This window comes from Actinomyces sp. HMT897 (assembly GCF_016626125.1).
Lineage (GTDB): Bacteria > Actinomycetota > Actinomycetes > Actinomycetales > Actinomycetaceae > Actinomyces.
Window position 1 is genome coordinate 1805326 of sequence record NZ_CP067336.1, and the last position, 18252, is coordinate 1823577.

Annotated in this window: 13 protein-coding genes; 6 read left to right on the forward strand and 7 right to left on the reverse strand. The window is 69.7% G+C overall.

Translation table 11 applies throughout. The features are described 5' to 3' along the window. Positions 1-38 precede the first annotated feature (38 nt). The 3 genes from JJJ15_RS07160 (at position 39) to JJJ15_RS07175 (ending at position 4128) form a co-directional block, all read left to right on the forward strand. On the forward strand, positions 39-1220 hold the full coding sequence (locus JJJ15_RS07160) for a histidine kinase (RefSeq protein WP_106110076.1): 1182 nt from the start codon (positions 39-41) through the stop codon (positions 1218-1220). Beyond that, positions 1217-2050, forward strand: coding sequence for a response regulator (locus tag JJJ15_RS13070; RefSeq protein ID WP_246741955.1), 834 nt, complete (start codon positions 1217-1219; stop codon positions 2048-2050). Before JJJ15_RS07160 ends, JJJ15_RS13070 begins: the two co-directional genes overlap by 4 nt. Before the next feature lie 554 nt (positions 2051-2604). After that, entirely contained in the window at positions 2605-4128 is a 1524-nt protein-coding gene (locus JJJ15_RS07175) for a class I SAM-dependent methyltransferase (protein ID WP_200510289.1), read from the forward strand. A 2296-nt stretch (positions 4129-6424) separates the two neighbouring features. Here the strand turns inward: JJJ15_RS07175 and JJJ15_RS07180 are convergent. Both JJJ15_RS07180 and JJJ15_RS07185 read right to left on the reverse strand, forming a co-directional pair. After that, positions 6425-7297, reverse strand: coding sequence for a rhomboid family intramembrane serine protease (locus JJJ15_RS07180; protein WP_200510290.1), 873 nt, complete (start codon positions 7295-7297; stop codon positions 6425-6427). Between the two features lie 412 nt (positions 7298-7709). After that, positions 7710-8231: a peptidylprolyl isomerase gene (locus JJJ15_RS07185; RefSeq protein ID WP_106110080.1), complete on the reverse strand. Its 522-nt coding sequence runs from the start codon at positions 8229-8231 to the stop codon at positions 7710-7712. Between the two features lie 216 nt (positions 8232-8447). Here JJJ15_RS07185 and JJJ15_RS07190 point away from each other — a divergent pair, with 216 nt between their 5' ends. Next, a complete protein-coding gene (locus JJJ15_RS07190) occupies positions 8448-8624 on the forward strand; it encodes a hypothetical protein (protein ID WP_165271552.1) in 177 nt (58 codons plus the stop codon). A gap of 127 nt (positions 8625-8751) precedes the next feature. Here JJJ15_RS07190 and JJJ15_RS07195 read toward each other — a convergent pair whose 3' ends face one another. After that, positions 8752-9447, reverse strand: coding sequence for a cell division protein CrgA (locus JJJ15_RS07195; RefSeq protein WP_200510291.1), 696 nt, complete (start codon positions 9445-9447; stop codon positions 8752-8754). 143 nt (positions 9448-9590) lie between these two features. Here JJJ15_RS07195 and JJJ15_RS07200 point away from each other — a divergent pair, with 143 nt between their 5' ends. Both JJJ15_RS07200 and JJJ15_RS07205 read left to right on the forward strand, forming a co-directional pair. Then, the gene (locus JJJ15_RS07200) at positions 9591-10349 is read left to right on the forward strand and encodes a class E sortase (protein ID WP_200510292.1); all 759 of its coding nucleotides are present in this window, start codon (positions 9591-9593) and stop codon (positions 10347-10349) included. Position 10350: 1 nt separating this feature from the next. Next, positions 10351-10509 carry a hypothetical protein gene (locus JJJ15_RS07205; protein ID WP_165271630.1) on the forward strand — a complete coding sequence of 53 codons (159 nt, stop codon included), beginning with the start codon at positions 10351-10353 and terminating at the stop codon, positions 10507-10509. 138 nt (positions 10510-10647) lie between these two features. On the opposite strand, the gene JJJ15_RS07210 is transcribed toward JJJ15_RS07205, so the two are convergent. The 4 genes from JJJ15_RS07210 to JJJ15_RS07225 form a co-directional block, all read right to left on the reverse strand. Beyond that, positions 10648-11841, reverse strand: a complete 1194-nt coding sequence (locus JJJ15_RS07210; RefSeq protein WP_200510293.1) for a glycine C-acetyltransferase — start codon at positions 11839-11841, stop codon at positions 10648-10650. 14 nt (positions 11842-11855) lie between these two features. Further along, positions 11856-12929: an L-threonine 3-dehydrogenase gene (gene tdh / locus JJJ15_RS07215; protein WP_200510294.1), complete on the reverse strand. Its 1074-nt coding sequence runs from the start codon at positions 12927-12929 to the stop codon at positions 11856-11858. Positions 12930-13122: 193 nt separating this feature from the next. Then, positions 13123-14925, reverse strand: a complete 1803-nt coding sequence (locus JJJ15_RS07220) for an RNA-binding domain-containing protein (RefSeq protein ID WP_200510295.1) — start codon at positions 14923-14925, stop codon at positions 13123-13125. A 195-nt stretch (positions 14926-15120) separates the two neighbouring features. After that, the gene (locus tag JJJ15_RS07225; protein WP_200510296.1) at positions 15121-17868 is read right to left on the reverse strand and encodes a lysylphosphatidylglycerol synthase transmembrane domain-containing protein; all 2748 of its coding nucleotides are present in this window, start codon (positions 17866-17868) and stop codon (positions 15121-15123) included. Positions 17869-18252: the final 384 nt, after the last annotated feature.

The following is an 18252-nucleotide window of genomic DNA, read 5'->3' on the forward strand; positions in this document are numbered from 1 at the left end:
GTCTCGCCCGACTCCGGTCGATGTGGGACCTGCGACCGATGCTTGAGCCTGATGACAGGCTCCGGCAGCATCTCTACACGGCTGCGGGAGCCGGTGCGGGCATCGTCAACATCGTCGTCAACATCGTCGCTGCGGGGACACCACGTCTCGCGGACCTGGCGGTCATGCTCCTGGGGATGGTCCTGCTGACCTGCATCCCCCTGCGGCCGCTGCCTGTCATCCTGGGCTACCTGGCCTGCTGGAGTGTGGTGGTCCTCGCCCCGGGCGTCTACGCCGGGGACATGATCATCACCGACCTGGGTTTCTTCGTCTTCCTGGGACGGTTCCTGCGGCCGCTGCCCGCCTTCACCCTCTTCCTGGCTACCGTCGGCGTGCCCATCGTGGCCATACTGACCCAGCCGCCCATGTACCTGGTTAACAGCGTTGAGGCCTCGGCCTTCCTCTTCCTCTTCGGGCTGCTCATGGTCCCCATGGGCATCCTGCTGAGGGCCACCGAGCGGGCGCGCTACATGGAGTCCAAGCTGGCCAAGGCCCGCCTGGACGCCATGCGCCTGGAGATCGCCCGGGAGATGCACGACCTCGTGGCCTACTCCATGTCCCAGACGGCCCTGCGCGCCCAGCGGGCCGCCGCCAACTCCGCCTTCTCCGCCGCGGCCCGTCAGGAGTTCACCGCCTTGGAGTGCACCGCCGCCGACGCCCTTCACGAGCTCCGCCTCCTCCTGCGCACCCTGCGCGAGGACCCCGGCCCCAACAAGCAGGAGGACCCGGACCAGACCGTCACCAACCTGGGGCACCTGGTCACCGACCTGAGCACCGCCGTCCAGGCCGTGGGCGACGACGTCGCCGCCGCAGGCTTTGACGTCACCTACCAGCGGATAGGCACCCTGGTGCCCACCCGGGCCCAGGCCGTCACCCTGTCCCGTGTGGCCCGTGAGATGGGCGCCAACATCATCCGTCACGGCGACATCGACCATCACGTCACCCTGACCCTCACTCTGGGCCCTGAGTTCATCCGCCTGGTAGCCACCAACAAGATCAACCAGGGCGCCCCCCGCCTGCCCCACTCCGGCTCAGGAGTCCTGGGCATGCGCGAGAGGCTCAACGCGATCGGCGGCACCCTGTCCACCCTCTCGGAGGACGGGACCTGGATGGTCGTCGCCACCGTTCTCTGCCCCAGTACCACCCCATCAAACCCTCAGCCCCTGGAGAAGACCTCATGATTCACGTCGGTCTCGCTGACGACGACGCCCTGGTCCGTCAGACCCTCAACGACCTGCTCAACGACACCGAGGACATCCGCGCCCTCTGGGTGGCCCGGGACGGCGAGGAGGTCCTGGACATCCTGCACTCGGGCGACTACCCGCTGGTCGACGTGCTCCTCCTGGACGTCCAGATGCCCCGCATGGACGGCATCGCCGTCACGGAGCTCCTGCACAACGAGATGCCCAACCTCAACATCCTCATCCTGACCACCTTCATGGCCGACCCCGTCATGGAGCGTGCCATGGCGGCCGGGGCCAAGGGCTTCGTAGCCAAGGAGGATCCGGTCACCGCCCTGGCGGCGACCATCCGCCACGTCGTGGAGGGCAACATGGTCCTCTCCCCCGCCTCCCTGAACGTCATTAAGAACCGCCCTGACGGCTCCAACCCCGTCATCCCTGGCCCTGCGGTCTCCGGTCCCACCGCCAGTCCTGAGATCCCTGCTCTCATGATGCCCACTCTCAGGAAGTCCCCGAAGGCCTCCGCCCCGGCACGGGTCCCGGCTGCTGCTGGCTCCGTCCCGGCCAGCCCTGCCCCGGCTGCCGGTCCCCTGGTGGCCGGCCCCGCCCCGACCGCTGTCAGGAGCACGCCCACGGGCGTCGCCCTCTCGCCGCGCGAGACGGAGGTGCTGGCCCTCATGGTCGAGGCCTACTCCAACAAGCAGATCGCCCGGCGCCTGGGGCTGAGCGAGGCAACGATCAAGACCCACGTCTCCACGGTCATTGCCAAGATGGGCGTCCAGGACCGGGTGGGCGCCGTCGTCCAGGCCCTGCGCAACGGGCTCGTCTGAGGCTAGCCTTCCCCCGTCATCTCGGCCGATCGGTTGAACCGGTCGGCCGATGACGTGCTGCCCGCGGTGGGGCACCATGGTGGTGCCCGGGCCTGTCCGCTCGGGCGCGTACTGGTCTCCATGAAAGGTGTTGCTTATGCTCTTCCCTCCTGCGCCCCACGAAAACACCATTAGCTGGTATGGCTTCTTTTGGGGGCCGGTCTCCATTTGGCCTAGGATCAAGTGACCCTGTCTGTCTCCTATAGGTCATGCTAATGCTATTCCGTGCCTCCTACGGTTGCCGCTCATTTGGGTATGACCCACCTGAGCTATAATCCGTCTCCCTGGCTTGGCAATGACCTGTAGCTACCACGTAGGCGGGGGAGGGATAACCTCCCCCGCCCGCGTCGTGCTCTTTTAACAGGGCTTCAGCGGTATTGCTGCTGACGCCCTTGTCGGCGCGTTTTCTTGGGGCCTCTTACGGCCCCGCCGCCACTGGTCCTCGTGCCGCCCAGGATTGGTGGCCCTTGTCTACTTGTCGGTCTTTTGTTGGCCCCTACCGTCCGGACTGCACCATGAGCACTATGAACTGTGACGCCCTGCCTCAGCCTCTTCACCGGGGCACCGGGGCCCGACGTCATCACCTCCTGTCACTGCGTGACCGCACCGAGGTGAGCACCGTCCTGGACCTCCTGGACTCCCTGGGCGCCGACCCCCTGGGTGTCTCCGACCTGGCCGAGCGCCGGGTCCTGGAGCTGGCCTGCGGCTCGGGGCGCCTGACCCTGCCCATTGCCTCCGCCGGCCACCGCGTGCTGGCCACCGACGTCGAGCCCGAGGTCCTGGCCTACCTGGGATCCCAGCTGGGCCTAGGGCCGGAGCGCTCGACGTCGAGCTCCAGGAAGCGCCCAATGGGCCTGAGAAGGTGGTTGAGATCACAGACCCTGGGGTCAGGGGCGGTTGAGGGGCTTGTGCCGGACCTGGAGGCCCTTCCCCTCCCGACCCCGGACTCGCGTATGAGCCGCCGGGCCAGCTCGGCGGTGTACGAGTCCTCGGTCCCTGATGTGGCCGCCTCGTACGCCAGCCTGGCCTCGAGGCCCAGGGCGGGCCAGTACCTCCGTCCCGACCACAGGCTGGACCCCCTGTCCCCGGAGCCGGGTGCGGGGCTGGGGACGGAGCCGGGGTCTGGCACCGGGCGGCAGGCCTCCTGGAACCTGACCCCGTCTGCGTGGGGTGCGGGGGCGCCGGGCGGAGCGCCTGGCTCTTCGTCTGCGGGGCCAGCTCCGGAGCCGGGTTGGCTGGGCGCGCTCGGCTCTTCGTCTGCGGGCTCGGGTGCGGATCGGCCGTCCCAGTTCGTGGCGTCGGATTGGGAGGCTGGCTGGCCGGCTGGGCCGGGCTCCTCCTGGTCCGCGGGCTCAGCGGGGTCGCCGGGCAGCCCGTCTGGTTCTCCGTCTGCGGGGCTGGCTCCGGAGCCGGGCCGACACATGAGGCGGGGCAGGCACGTGGCACCTGACCCGGACCCGCTTAGTGCCCACTCTCAGGCTGGCGCGCCGTCGAGCTGGGGCGAGAGCGTGGACGTCTCTGGTTCTACCCCTCAGGGTGGGGCGCATCTCCCCCTGCCGTCGGCAGGGCTGGGGCGGACGCGGCCGGGGGCCCTGGACCGGATTGGGCTGGGTCTGGCCGACATGACCGCCTTCTGCCTCACCGAGCGCTTTAAGGCGGTCTGCCTGCCCAATAGCTCGGTCACCCTCCTGTCGCCTGTGACACGTCGGCACACCCTGAGGCTGGCCGCCTCCCACCTGGCGCCGGGCGGGATCCTCATTGTGTGCACCGAGTACGTCCTTGAGGACGCTCCTTCCTCGCTCTCGCTGTCTTTTGGCCAGGACGTGAAGCTGGAGGAGCAGACCGATGGCAGGCGCCGTCGGCTCTGGCTGAGCTGGGGTCCGGAGCGCTACGCCTCCGACCTCTTTGTGGTGCCGCCAGCATGGGTCGTGGAGTCCCTGACCGGGCTCGGGCTGACGGTGATCTACCAGCACTCCCGCCCCGACTCCGCGGTCCCGGGGCGTGCCAACGCCGTCATAGCCGCCGTCAAGCGCTCCTGACCGCGCTTCCTGACTGCGCCCCTCCGCTCGCCCCCTCGTCCGTCCCCGCCCTCCTTCGCGAGAACGGTACTTATTGCCCGTGAGAACGGTACTTGTTGCTCGCGGCCGTGCCTCCGCGACCTCGGGCACGTCGTCCTCTAGGTGCCGGAGGTCCACTCGAGGCCTCTGTGTACGGGGTGGCGCCTCGATGACTGACGCGGAGAGCCAGCACGCCCAGCGGAGGTCCCTGCGTATAAGGCGACGCCGGACAGCTCGCGCAGGCTGGCGCGAGCCGCTGCGGGAAGGCCTCGCGTACGGGTGATGCTGCTGCCGTGGAGCACAGCCCGACCGGTGCCATGAGGAGCGTTCTATGAGAAAAATAACATTGTAGATACATCTGGTTTCGCTTCTTGCGAACACTGTTCGTGCAGGAGCTCGTGCCACTCCTCCTGGTGGGGCTGGGGTGGGCGAGCGCGGATGTGGGGGCAGGTAGGGCTGGGGCACTGGCCAGCTCCTGGAGGAGAGGATGGGCAGCGGCGGGCTGGCTGGCACGGGCCGTCCTGCCCGACCGGCCAGCTCCTGGAGGACGGGCAGCGGGCCTGCGCTCCTCCTGGTGGGGCTGGGACCTGGCCGCTCCCGCCCCGTGGCGCCCTGACGACGTACTCCTGATGGGGCGACGGCCAGCTGGTGCGGCCCGGCGGCGGAGTTGCACATTCTTTTTACAAACCACGATCATAGAATGGCGGAATCACGCGGATCCGTGAGGTGGCTCGGGACCCGGGAAGCAGGATGAATGTGCAACGGCGCCCGCGTTGCACATTCATCCTGTTCCCGATCGCCTTCTGGACCGGGAAATCGTTGGAACGACGCCACTGGCCCGAACAGGACCCCGGGATGAATGTGCAACACCACCTCCTAGGTCCCGACGGGACGCGCCCTTGGCCCGCTGGCACGGTCCGACCACCACCCGGGTGCCCGGGACACACGACCCGCAGGCACCCCACCCCCCACAACTGGGCCTTGGTGAGACCTCCACCTCATTTTTAGTGATATTTATCATATCAGCTCTTGGTCTGTTTGTACCCCGATGCTCCACTGCGCGAGCCCCGTCGCGCGGGGGCGGACGTCACCGACCTGGGGTGCCGGTGCTGGTAGTCGCGTGAGCCCTGTGACGCGGTGAGGTCGTGCCGCCCAGGCGGCGTGCTGACATGCGCCAGGCCTCGTAACGTGGAGCGGACGCCGTCGGTTGGCCCGGCTGGGGGAGTTGCACAGTTGAGGGAGTCGCACAGCACGAACCCGTGGCGCGAGACGGACAGGCTGCCCGACTTTGGCTCGGGAGCGCTCCCTGGTTGGGCGGGGCCGTCTTCCGCGAGTGGACTCGAGCCACCGGCTGGGTGCGCCCCAATGAGAGACGGGGTCACCTGGGCGGATACTGTGGCCCGTCCCCGGCTCATGGGAAGCTCCGGCCGTGGCGTCGCCCTGACTTCCCTGTCGGGGCCTGCTCCCGGCCTTGCGCTGCCCTGCCCTGGCGGCCTTCCGGGCAACCGGGGCCGTTGGAGTCTGAGGTTGGTCGAGTGCGGGACCGCAGGGGCAAGGCGAGGGCCTCACAGCTCGGTGGTGCTGGATCCCGTTCCCATAACCCATACCGGGATATGAGATGGATACCGATCTGGAGGCCCTCGAGAGGACACTCTACGCTATCGCCAGCCGATCCGCTAGTGACTTACCTCAAGATGGGACCCACACGTTCGGCGTGATACCGCGGGTTCGAGGTATATGTGAGGATTATCACTCCGATGTCCTGCCGAGCTGTGCGAGCAGGGTCCGATGGGTGGGGCGTGCCAGCCTGCGTGCCGGGTCCCAGCGGAGGGCGGGCCGGGGTCGCCCGAGACGCCACGGCTCTACGTGATGGTGCGCTGGGGGCCATGTGCTGAGGGCCGCGCGCAGGCGTGCTGGGCGCGGGTGCGACGCCTGCCGAGGCCGTGTAGCCGAGGCTGTGTCGGTCCTGCCCTGCTGGGCGCAGGTGCGGCGTAGGAGGCAAGTGCGTACGGGAGGGGTGGTGGCGAGGTGTCTGCGAGGTGGGCGTGCCTGGCATCCTGCTCGACGTCGTCGGCTCTGTTGGGGCGCGCAGACTGCAAGAACTCGTGCGATCGTCGGGCAAACCGGGCCCGGGGATGGCTGTCAGGGCACCCCGGTGCACGCGGGTGCCTGTGCACCGGGGACTGCACCGGCAGGATCCCGCGCCCTCAGACCAGCGCCGCGCGCAGGCCCCGGCTCAGACCAGCGCCACGCCCTCAGACCGGTGCCAGGCCCAGGCTCAGACCAGCGCCATGCGCAGGATAATGAGCCCCACCAGTGTCGCGGTGACGCCGATAATCCCCATAATGCCCGCAGTCGTACGCTGGCAACGAAGATCCAGGCTGTAGACCGCTGCCACGGCGGCGCCGGTCAGCAGCCCGCCCAGGTGCCCCTGCCAGGAGATGCCGCTGCCCAGGAAGGATATGACCACGTTCACCGCCAGCAGGGCCACAATCCCCGAGGTGTCCCGCCCCAGGTGCCGCTGGATGACGAACAGGGCCGCGAACAGCCCGAAGATCGCCCCCGAGGCGCCCACGGTCTGGCTGAACCACGCCGACAGCACCTGCGGGGAGGCCAGCCAGTAGATAGCCGTCGAGCCGCCCAGGGCGGAGAGCACGTACAGGGCCGTGAACCGGCAGCGTCCCAGCAGCGGCTCCAGGATCCCGCCCAGCACCCACAGGGCGTACATATTGAACGCCAGGTGCATGAACCCGCCGTGGAGGAACGCCGTGGTCAGGAACCGCCAGGGCTCCTGCGCGGCGAGGGCGGGCACGAAGTCCCCCCAGGCCGTCACCGGGTTCATGAGGTGGGACCGCAGGGGAAGGCTCTGAAGGATCCAGACGACGATGCACACCGCCATGAGCAAGGTGGTGACGCGCACGTCACTGATCGGCTGGCCCCCCAGGACGGTCCGGGTCCCGCGACCACCCGTCTGGTGGGTGCAGTCCACGCAGCGCACCCCCACCGGGCTGGGGACCTGGCACTCGGGGCACACCGGGCGGTTGCAGCGCTGGCACCGCACGTAGGAGACACGCTGGGGGTGGCGGGGGCAGACCGGCGGGTCGGCCTGGTGGTCCGCCCCCGAGGAGCTGGAGGGGTACTGCTGGGTCATGGCTCAGCCTTGTCGCTGGAGGTCGCTGTGAACAGGGATCGGGGGCTGTGGGTCGGGGCCTTTCGGGCCAGCCGGCAGCGGTGGCGTCCGGCCGGGGGAGCCTGCTGGGCCCTGTCTGACGAGCCGGGTCCGGTGGCTCGCTGGGTGGTGCCTGGTGGGACGGTGCCTGGTAGAGCTGACAGGCCCGGTGGGACGGTGGCTCGCTGGGCTGGCGAACCTGGCAGGCCCGGCGGGACGGTGGCTCGCTGGGTGGTATCCGGTGGGACGGTACCCGGTAGCTCGCGGGAGGGTGGACCGTAAGGCTCGCAGGGCCAGTGGGACGGTGCCCGCCAGGCCCGGCGGGACGCGGACGGCGTCGCTGAGCACTCGCGGGTGCCCGACGACGCCGTCTGGTCTCATACCCGAGGCGGTCTCACTCGGTGACCGTCACGGAGTTAATGACGACGTCCTCCAGGGGGCGGTCACGCGGGTCGGTGGCCACCGCCGAGATCGCGTCCACGACCTGCTTGGAGGCGTCGTCGGCCACGGCCCCGAAGATGGTGTGCTTGCCCTGGAGCCACTCGGTGCGGGCCGTGGTGATAAAGAACTGGGAGCCGTTGGTGCCCTTGCCCAGGCGCCGGCCGGCGTTGGCCATGGCCAGGACGTAGGGCGCGGAGAAGGTCAGGGAGTCGTCGATCTCGTCGTCGAAGACGTAGCCGGGGCCGCCGGTACCGGTGCCTAGGGGGTCGCCGCCCTGGATCATGAAGTTGGGGATAACCCTGTGGAAGATGACACCGTCGTACAGCGGGGCCTTGGTCTCCTCGCCTGTACGGGGGTCCGTCCAGGTGGTCTTACCGGTGGCCAGGCCGGTGAAGTTCGCGACTGTCTGGGGCGCCTGCTCGGGAAAGAGCGTGAGGCGGATGTCGCCGAGGGTCGTGTGAAGTGTCGCTTCCATGCTGTCATCGTCGCATGGGCGGGACACCGCGGACCGGGACTGCGGTAGGTGCCACCGCACTGTTCACCCCAGGCAAAACGCCGACGACAAGGTTGGTCCGCCGTTGCACGTCGGTGGGAGGATAGGGACAGGTCGCACGGATGCGTACGCACCGTTCGAGTCGCCATCGGCCCCGGTCCCCGCACCGGGTGCCGCGAAGAATCTCTAGGAGGACCCATGAAGAAGTGCACCCTGGGCAGGACCCTCGGCTGGCTGACCGTCGCCACCGTCGCGGCCGGCGCCGCCTACGTCGTCTGGAAGCGTTCGCAGCCGGTGGAGGACCCGTGGGCCGAGGAGTACTGGGCCGACTCCGAGGAAGAGGAGGAGGCCGAGCCCGCTCCCGCTGAGGCCTGAGCCCTGGCCGGGCGTTGGCGGGGTCCCGCACCGGGGCCCCGCCGCGTCATCCGGCTGGCGCACCTGTGCCCGCGTACCCGGGCGGTGGGCCGACGCCGCGCCGCTGGACACCCCTGGGCGGTGCCCGTCACTTCCAGTTCAGCAGGCCCAGGAAGCCGGCCATCATAATGACGAAGCCGACGTACAGGTTGCCGTTGACCAGCCAGTCAGTCTGGTGGTGCGCCACGAAGTAGGGGATCGGGTACTGGCCCTTGAACAGGTAGGTGACCACGACCCACAGCAGGCCCGTGATCAGCAGGGTCACCATGGCCGGCGCGTACCAGCGGGGGCTGCCCACGTCCTTGATCTTCCGGGGCGTGCGGGACACCCGGTTGGCCGCCGCCCGTGACTCCTCCTCCAGCGCCGCCGCCACCTTGGCGGGGTTCCCGGAGCGCTTGAGCCGGGCCAGGCGCTTCCTGTCCTCTTCCTTGGCCCGCTTGCCGAAACGCACCAGGCGGCTGGAGCCGGAGGCCGAGCCCTTCTCCTTCTTGGAGTCCTTGGACTTGGAGTCCTTGGACTCCTTCCCGGAGCCGGACTCCTTCTCGGAGCTCGTGGGCTCCGAGGCCTTGGAGGCCTTCTTGGACGACACCTCGTCCTGGGGGTCCTCAGTGGCAGGCTCCTTACCATCCTTACCCTTACCCTGAGATCCCTTACCCCCACCCTCGGAACCCTGTGCGGGGTCCTCGTCCTGGGCCCCGGAGCCCTCACCCGTGGAGGTGGGCTCCTCGGAGTCGGGGGCCTGGTTGGTGTCCGGCCTCGGGCTGGTCTTCTTCCGCAGGGCCATGTGGTCCTCCTCGCTTGGGATGTTCCCGACAGGGGAAGTCGGTTGACTGGCGCTAGCGCCTAGCCTAGGGCATCGTCACCGGGTTCCTGCCACGCCTACAAGCTCATAGACTGCACAAGACACTCGCAACACCAGGAGACTAGATGGCACACCCCCGCCACCAGCGGCGTCCGCACCGTCCTGGACCGCTCAGCATGGTCCTGGGTGGTATCGGAGAGCTCCTTATTACCTCCGGCCTGGTGATCGCCCTGTTCCTGGTGTGGCAGCTGTGGTGGACCGGTATCGCCGCCCACGAGAAGGCGCAGGCCGTCAAGGAGCAGTTCACCCAGACCCAGGTCGACTCCCCCAAGGTCGCCGGGACCAAGCACACCGACGCCCCCCCGGCCTTCACCCAGGTCGACTACGGCCAGGCCATCGGGATGCTCATTGTGCCCAAGTGGTACGGCGTGACGAACAACAATATGCCGGTTATCGAGGGGACCGGTGAGGACGTCCTGGACCAGGCGGCAGCCGGGCACTACACCGACACCCAGCAGGTAGGGGAGGTCGGCAACTTCGCCATTGCCGCGCACCGCCGCACCAACGGCAACTCCTTCCGCCGGATCGACCTGCTCGAGCCCGGCGACGAGGTCGTCGTGGCCACCCAGGACACGTGGTACGTCTACACCGTGGAGAACTACGAGATCGTCGAACCCCACCAGGTCGAGGTCCTCTCCCCGGTCCCGGACGACCCCGATGCCCAGCCCACCGAGCGCTACCTGACCATGACCACCTGCCACTCCCTGAGCATGGGCGAGTGGGGTAACGACCACCGGTGGATCGTCCACGCCAAGTTCTCCTACTGGATGCCGCGCTCCGAGGGCCGGCCCGACTCCGTCCTCAACGACCCGGAGGTCAACTGACATGTACGGATGGATCTGGAGGCACCTGCCCGGCCCCGTCTGGTTCAGGACCATTGAGGCCCTCGTCCTGACCGCTGCCGTGGTGCTCCTCCTCTTCGAGGTGGTCTTCCCCTGGGCCAATGACACCTGGCACCTCTCCGGTGAGGCCGACGTCGGCTGACCGCCCGCCACCCGCCCCCGTGGGAGCGGGTGGCAACGGCGCCCGGGTACGCGCGGGCGCCCTTCGGGCAGCCCCCGGTACGCGGGGCAGAGCTGGCGCCCGGGTACGCGGGCCCGGCCGGTGCCGCCCGGCTGCCGCTCAGCGGCCCAGCTCCTCGCGCGCCTGGACAAAGGCCGCCACGCAGGCGCGCACGTCCGCCTCGCTGTGCGCGGCGCTGAGCTGGACCCGGATCCGGGCCTTACCGCGCGGCACCACCGGGAAGGAGAAGGCCGTGACGTACACGCCCAGCTCCAGCATGCGCCTGGCCACCGCCACCGCCTGGCGGGCGCCGTCCTCCCCGGGGAACATGACCGCCACAATGGGGTGGCTGCCAGGCAGCAGGCTGAAGTCGGCCTGGTCCATGAGGTCGCGGAACAGGGCGGCGCGCTGGGCCAGGTCGGCGCGCGCCTGGTCGGCCTCCCGCGCGATCTCCAGGGCCCGCAGGGAGCCCCCCACCACGGCGGGTGCCACCGTGTTGGAGAACAGGTAGGGGCGGGCGCGCTGGCGCAGAAGGTCAACGATCTCCTGCGGGCCGGTGATGTAGCCGCCGCTCGCCCCGCCCAGGGCCTTGCCCAGGGTCCCGCTCAGGACGTCCACGCGCCCCTCCACCCCGAGCAGCTCGGGTGTACCGCGCCCGCCGGCCCCCACGAAGCCGGTGGCGTGGGAGTCGTCCACCATGACCAGCGCCCCGTAGGTCTCCGCCAGGTCGCAGATGTGCGGCAGGGGCGCGTAGGAGCCGTCCATGGAGAAGACCCCGTCGGTGACGATCATGACCCGTCGTGCCCCCCACTGGCGGGCAGCCGTCAGCTGGGCGCGCAGGTCGGAGACGTCGGCGTTGCGGTACCGGTAGCGCCGCGCCTTGCACAGGCGCACCCCGTCGATAATGGAGGCGTGGTTGAGCTCGTCGGAGATAATGGCGTCCTGGCTGGTCAGCAGCACGTCGAAGATGGCTCCGTTGGCGTCGAAGCAGGAAGAGAACAGGATGGTGTCCTGGTAGCCCAACCAGTTGGCGATCGCCCGCTCCAGGGTGCGGTGCGGGGACTGGGTGCCGCAGATAAAGCGCACCGAGCTCATACCGAACCCCCACTGGTCCAGTGCCTCCTTGGCCGCCGCCACCACGCGGGAGTCATTGGCCAGGCCCAGGTAGTTGTTGGCGCAGAAGTTGAGGGCAGGGCCGGTGGTGGTGGCAATGTGCCCGGACTGAGGGGTGGTCATGACCCGCTCGTCCTTGTACAGGCCGTCGGCGCGAATGCCCTCCAGCTCCTGGGCCAGCTCGTTCCTCATGGTGTACACGGTGAATCTCCTTGTCAGACGGTCCAGTCCAGGACGACCTTGCCGCACCGCCCGCTGCGGGCGGCCTCAAAGCCCTGCTCCCACTGGTCTGCCGGGAAGCGGTGGGTAATGACGCCGCGTACGGCGTCACGCAGGGTGGGGGAGGACTCCAGCATGAAGGAGGCCTTGTACCAGGTGTCGAACATCTCCCGGCCGTAGACGCCCTGGATGGTGAGCATGTGGGTGATGACCCAGCCCCAGTCGATCGCGTAGGAGGTCTTGGGCAGGCCCAACATGGCGATCCGGGCCCCGTGGGTGCACGCCCGCAGCATGCTCCGCACCGCCTCGGGCGCCCCGGAGATCTCCAGGCCGACGTCGAAGCCCTCCCGGATGCTCAGGTCGCCCTTGACCTCCTCCAGGCCCCGTTCGGTGGTGTTGACCGTGGTCAGGCGGGGTGTGCCCAGGGAGCTGGCCAGGGACAGGCGGTAGTCGGAGACGTCGGTGAGGACCACGTTGCGGGCCCCGGCGTGGCTGGCCAGGGCCGCGCACATAATGCCGATGGGGCCGGCGCCGGTGACCAGTACGTCCTCCCCGGCCAGGGGGAACTGGAGGGTGGTGTGGACGGCGTTGCCGAAGGGGTCGAACAGGGCGCCCAGGTCCGGGTCGATCTCCGCTCCCTGCAGCCACACGTTCCCGGCGGGCACCACCACGTAGTCGGCGAAGGCGCCGTCGCGGTTGACGCCGATGGAGCTGACGGCCTGGCACATCTGACGTCGTCCCGCCCGGCAGTTGCGGCAGCGCCCGCAGGTGACGTGCCCCTCCACGCTCACCCGCTGGCCCACGGACAGGGTGCCTGAGGTGGCGCCGTCCAGGGAGCTGCCCACCCCGGGGCCGAGCTCGACGATCTCGCCGTAGAACTCGTGGCCCAGGGTCTGGGGCGGATGGAGCTCGGCGGCCGCGAAGTCGTCCCAGCCGGCCAGGTGCAGGTCGGTACCGCACAGGCCGGTGCGCATGACCCGGATCTTGACCTCCCCGAAGCCGGGCGTGGGCTCGGGGACGTCCTGGAGCTCCAGGCCGGGGCCGGGCGCGGGCTTGCGTAGTGCACGCATTATGTCTCCGTTGACGTCAGGAAGGGCTGGGCACCGGTCCGCGGGGCCCACCTGCGCATATGGTAGCCCGGGCGGCCGGTGGTGACGCTCAGGTCACCGGCGGGTCAGGCCGCGTGGTCAGGTCAGGCTGGGGGGCCGCCCCGGTCAGGCAGACGGGCCGCCCCGGTCAGGCCGCTCTGGTCAGGCCGCGCGGTCAGGCTAGGGCCGCGCGGTCGAGGTCGCGTGGCTGGTCGGGGCTGGCGTCAGCTGCCGCGTCGTGGCGGGCGAAGCTGGTGGTACGTGAGCCCGGTCTGCCGTTGACGACCACCAGCCCGGCGTCCCGCAGTGCCTTGAGTGCGTAGGACACCTGGCGTGCGCTCAGGCCGGTGGCGGCCACCACCTGGGATGTGCTGGCGGGGCCGTCCGCCAGCACATCCCAGATGGCCGGGGCGTTCCTGCTCAGCCTGCGCAGGGCCTCCGGCGTCGTCTTGGCGGGAACCCCCTCCTGGGCCGGGCTGCCGACGGCCGGGCCAGTGGGCTGGTCCGGGCCAGGGGACTGGGCCGCGAGGGAGTAGGCCGTGGAGCCTCGGCTCCCTGTCTGCACGGCGTAGCCACGGGAGACGAGCGTGTGGAGATCCTGCCGGGCCCGCACGGTGTCCACACCAAAGCGCTGCCGGTAGCCGGCGTTCGTCCAGGTGGTCCCGTGCCGCATGTCCACCAGGGCGTGGCGCTGGGGGACGGTGAGGTCCTGGGCACCCAGCTCGCCCAGCCACTCCAGATCCTGGGGGAGCAGGAGGGCCGCGCGTGGCACGTTCGCGGTGAACCGCACACCGGTGTCCTGGAACCTGACAGGCTCCATGTCGGCGGCGGCCAGCGCCTGCTGGGCGGCACGGATTCCTGAGCCGAGGCCCTCGATGACGCGATGGCCGTCAGGGGCTGAGACAAAGGTGCAGATCTGGTAGAGGTACTCGTTGACCGCGGACTTGCCGTCACGGGTGCCGAGCTGGTCCACGCTCAGGCCGTACAGGCCTCCAGGGCTGCCAATGACCAGCTTGTCACGCAGCAGGCGGATCTCAACCCTCTTGGTCAGGGCGGGCTCGGAGATGTCGCGGTGGACCAAGGCGTTGGCCACCAGCTCGCGGACGACCAGGGAGGGGTACTCCGCCTGGTCGTAGCCGTGACCGTGACGGAACCTGATGGTGCGGTCGGCCACGCGGTCCACCCAGCTGACGGCCGCGTCCAGCATGGCGGGCACCGGGCCGGTGATGTCCAGGCGGTCGGTGGCGCGGACGCCGTCGACCTCCTCAGGGCCGGGTAGGTACGCCGCCGTAATGGACAGCGCCGGCAGGAAACGCTGCGGGTAGGTGCCGAGCGCGTACAGGCCCGCGCGGGTGAGGGTGCCGTCCTTGGTGACGACGTTGAGGTTGAGGAGGATGTCCTCCTCGGTCGCGTTGGCCAGGGCGGTGCTGCCCCGGCGGACGTTGCCCACGAAGGTGGCGACCAGCCCCGCGTCGAGGTCCTCCTTCCCGGTCGCGGCGACGCTGTGGGAGTCCTCGCGCGGACGGGTGTGGCGTAGCAGGAGCTGCTGCTGCTCCTGGGAGGACATGCGGTAGTCGCCGTCGTACTGACGCAGGTAGGCGTACTTGGTCTCACGCCAGCGGCAGGGCTTGTCCCTGTCAGAGGACTCACGGACGTTGACCGCCAGCACCGTCAGGGACCCGAGCCTGATTGTGCGGACGTCTACGCCTATGGGGGAGGAGAAGCCGTTGCGTGCCAGGTTGCTCACACGCTTGGCGAGTTCGTGTGGGTGGCTGACCCCGACGACGTTCAGCGGCTTCTCCGTGACACCCAGGAGGATCGTGCCGCCCCCGGGCAGGTTGGCGAAGGCGCTCAGCGTGGGGGCGATGGAGGACGAGGAGTACTCGGAGAAGGTCTTGGCCTCCAGGTGGAGGTTGTCCCCACCCTCCTGGTCGAGCTGAGCAAGGGCCTCGGTGAGGTCGTTGGTGTCAAGGACCATGCCAAGAAGTGTCGAGGAGGGCGGCAGAAGTGTCAAGGAGGCCAGGAAAAGTGTCTAGCTGGGCACAGATTGTGTCGAGGAGGGCTCCAGAAGTGTTGAGGAGGCCAGTGAGAGTGTCAAGGAGGGGAGCAAAAGTGTCTAGCTGGGTGGTGGGAGTGTTGAGGAGGGCGCTTGTGACTCCGGTCAGGCCCCGCCCTACAGGTCCCCGGCCTTCTGGAGGCGCTGGAGGCTCAGCCACCCCGCCGGGATGGGGATCCAGAAGGTGACCACCCGGTAGACGATCGCCGTAGACAGCGCCACACCCGAGGGGATGCCCGCGGCCACCAGGCCCGCCGTCAGCGCCACCTCGACCGGGCCGATGCCGCCGGGGGAGGGCACCACCGAGCCCACCGTGTTGGAGGCCAGGTAGGTGATAGCCAGGACGGAAAACGGCAGGGTGTAGCCGAAGGCCCACAGGCTCGCCGCGAAGGACAGGATGTAGAAGGCGGTCAGCAGCATGGTGCCGCCGATCCCCACGACCAGCCGGGCCGGGTTGGTCAGCACCCACACCAGACGCGGCCAGACCTGGCGGTAGGTCGGCTCCAGCTTGGACCACACCCAGGAACGCAGCCGTGGCACCAGGCCCACGACCCCCGCCACCGCCACCAGGACGACGGCGGACACCATGATCCAGCCCGAGGGCAGTGACAGGGTGGCCGACTGCCCGGTGGCCGCCGCCACCACGACCAGCAGGATCGCGGTCACCGCGAACTGGACCACCTGCACCAGGGCGACGGTGGCCACGCCAATGGCCGTGCTCACGCCCTGCCGGTTGAGGTAGCGCAGGTTGACGGCCGCACCGCCCATGCCCGCCGGGGCCACCAGGCTCACCACCGAGGAGGCCAGGTGCACCTCGGTGCAGCGCCACACGCTCAGACGCAACGGGGAGAAGGCCACCAGGGCCAGGCCCGCCCCCAGGTAGGTGGTCAGGGAGAAGACCAGCGCCCCCAGGATCCACCACAGGTTCGCGTCCTGCACGGCGGCGCTGACCTGCTCGAAGTTCATCTGGGCCAGCAGCGTCCAGATCGCCACCATGCCAATGACCGCCATAATGACCGTGCGCGGGCTGAAGCGCTGGACCTTGGCGGGCTCGGCGTGCGCCGTCGGGGTCAGGGTCACCAGGGCGTCACGCAGCTCCTGGAGGAGCGTGCCGCGTCGTCCCATGGCCTCGCGCGTGGAACGGGGCAGCACCACCGCCTGGAGCATGGGGGCGATGGAGGCGACCTGCGCCGTCGTCAGCGCCCGGGAGGCCGAGGCGATCGCCTCCTCCACGCCCGCCACGGAGGCCGTCAGCGCCAGGGTCTGGGCCAGGTCCATGCGCCGGGAGAGCTCACTGGAGATGGTCTCCCCGTCCTCCCAGTCCAGGAGCCAGACGCGGCCGGAGACGTCCACCACCGTGGAGGTGGCGTCAATGGCCCGGTGCGCCAGCCCGGCGGCGTGGGCGCGGCGCACCTGCTCCCACAGGTCGTCCAGGAGGCCCGAGGTGGGCGTGACCTCGCCCAGGGGGCGGGCGCCCACGATGTGGTCGCTGACCATGAGCATGGACTCCCCGGACTCGGCCATTCCCGTCAGGCCGGGGACGCGGACGTTGGCGCGTCGGGCCGACAGGGTCATGAGGGCGGTGTGCTCGGCCGCCGAGCGCACCGACATGTCCCGGCTGCTGGGGGCCAGGCCGCGGATACGCATACGGTCCCACAGGGTGGACACGAACCCGGCCACCTGCCGGTCGGCGTCCAGGACGGTGACGTCGCGGCGGATGCCGCTGGTGTCCCACACGGCGTAGAGGCGGTGGTCGGACAGGGCCTCCTGGGACAGCGCGGTGGAGGAGGCCTCGGTCAGGACGGCGTCCAGGTCCACCTGCGGGTCGGGAACGATGGTCTCCGCGGGCTCCGTGGACTCCGTGTCCCCGGCGGCGTCCTGGCCGTCCTCGTCCGGGCGGGGGGAGTCGTCCTGCGCCCCCGGGCCCAGGGGCTCCTCCGGCGTGGCCCGGGGGATGATCAGGGGCGCCTCCCGGACCTGCTCGGTGTAGCCCAGGGGGCTCTGGGTGGTGACCCTCCAGGCCCGGACGTCGGGGGCGACGTCGAGGCGTACCACCCGGGCGGCGTCGATCCCGGCCCGGCGCAGGGCCCGGATGAAGGCGATCCCGAAGGCCCGCTCGTCGCGTACCCCGAAGACGTAGCGCAGGGCCAGGCCGATCCCCCGCCCCAGGAGCACGGAGATGAGGACCCCGGCCAGCGGTATGGCGCCCCGCAGGACCGACAGGGTGGTGATCGTCCACAGGGCCACCCAGGAGTAGCGCACCACCGGTGAGCTGCGCCGTTCCCCGGCCATGGTCAGCAGGGCGGCCAGCCCGGAGAAGATCACCGAGATACCGACCCGGCTGTGGCCGCTGACGGCGACCGTCAGCCCGCGCACCAGGGAGTCCGGCCCCCAGGTGTTGATCATCCGCAGGACCAGGTTGCCCGAGGCGAAGCCGATGGCGGCGGCGGCGGCCGACTCCCCGGCGCTGCGCCAGGAGCGCCTCAGGAGGCACTCGATGAGTACCGCCATAGGCACGACGAAGGTCACCAGGCCCTCAATGGTCTGGATGGGCAGGACCAGGATCCTGCCGAGCACGCCGGTCAGGACGTTCTGGACGTCGTTGGTCACCGCCCTGGTGGTGGAGCTGGCGTAGATCGACAGGACCACCAGGGACGCGATCCCCAGGACCGCCAGGCCCAGGTCCAGGAGATCCTCGGCACGGTGGGTGCGCCGTGGGGCCGCGTCCACCAGGAGCGTGCTGGAGCGCGGGGCGGGCTGCCTGGGCTCGGGGGTGGTCGTGGGCGTCACCCCGATCCGGGGGATTCCCACCGGGGAGGTGGGCGGCGTGGGCGCCGCCTCGGGTGCTGGTGCCGTGTCGGTCATGCTACGAGCCTACGGGAGACGGGGTGGGGGTGCGGGGTGGATGGTGGCATGAGGCCCCACCCCTCCTTAAGGTCCCTGTGGGTGCTGAGCGGCGCGGCTGGCACGGGCCCGGATGGCGTCCTGGCGGCCGTGGTCCCTGGATACCTGCACGGACCGTTCCCGACCTCGCTGGTATTCACGGCCGCGGTGGAGGTGGCACCCGGTTCTGTCGCAATCTGAGGATCAGAACGGAGGGCACCCTTGACCACGCCGAGGTCCAGGCCTCTGACCTGCGTGGACATTGGGTGTACAAAGGTGGGAGCGGGGTGGGGTCGCCTCTGATCCTCAGATTGCGACACGTGCGGGGATCTGGGGCGGCGGACGGTCGAGGAATTACTTGCGATA

Excerpts from the sequence above, each read along its gene's own strand:
- JJJ15_RS07220 (WP_200510295.1), bottom strand. The coding sequence starts at position 14,925 with ATGGTCCTTGACACCAACGACCTCACCGAGGCCCTTGCTCAGCTCGAC.
- JJJ15_RS07205 (WP_165271630.1), top strand. The coding sequence starts at position 10,351 with ATGTACGGATGGATCTGGAGGCACCTGCCCGGCCCCGTCTGGTTCAGG.
- JJJ15_RS07200 (WP_200510292.1), top strand. The coding sequence starts at position 9,591 with ATGGCACACCCCCGCCACCAGCGGCGTCCGCACCGTCCTGGACCGCTC.
- JJJ15_RS13070 (WP_246741955.1), top strand. The coding sequence starts at position 1,217 with ATGATTCACGTCGGTCTCGCTGACGACGACGCCCTGGTCCGTCAGACC.
- JJJ15_RS07190 (WP_165271552.1), top strand. The coding sequence starts at position 8,448 with ATGAAGAAGTGCACCCTGGGCAGGACCCTCGGCTGGCTGACCGTCGCC.
- JJJ15_RS07160 (WP_106110076.1), top strand. The coding sequence starts at position 39 with ATGCTTGAGCCTGATGACAGGCTCCGGCAGCATCTCTACACGGCTGCG.
- tdh (WP_200510294.1), bottom strand. The coding sequence starts at position 12,929 with ATGCGTGCACTACGCAAGCCCGCGCCCGGCCCCGGCCTGGAGCTCCAG.
- JJJ15_RS07195 (WP_200510291.1), bottom strand. The coding sequence starts at position 9,447 with ATGGCCCTGCGGAAGAAGACCAGCCCGAGGCCGGACACCAACCAGGCC.
- JJJ15_RS07175 (WP_200510289.1), top strand. The coding sequence starts at position 2,605 with ATGAGCACTATGAACTGTGACGCCCTGCCTCAGCCTCTTCACCGGGGC.
- JJJ15_RS07225 (WP_200510296.1), bottom strand. The coding sequence starts at position 17,868 with ATGACCGACACGGCACCAGCACCCGAGGCGGCGCCCACGCCGCCCACC.
- JJJ15_RS07180 (WP_200510290.1), bottom strand. The coding sequence starts at position 7,297 with ATGACCCAGCAGTACCCCTCCAGCTCCTCGGGGGCGGACCACCAGGCC.
- JJJ15_RS07185 (WP_106110080.1), bottom strand. The coding sequence starts at position 8,231 with ATGGAAGCGACACTTCACACGACCCTCGGCGACATCCGCCTCACGCTC.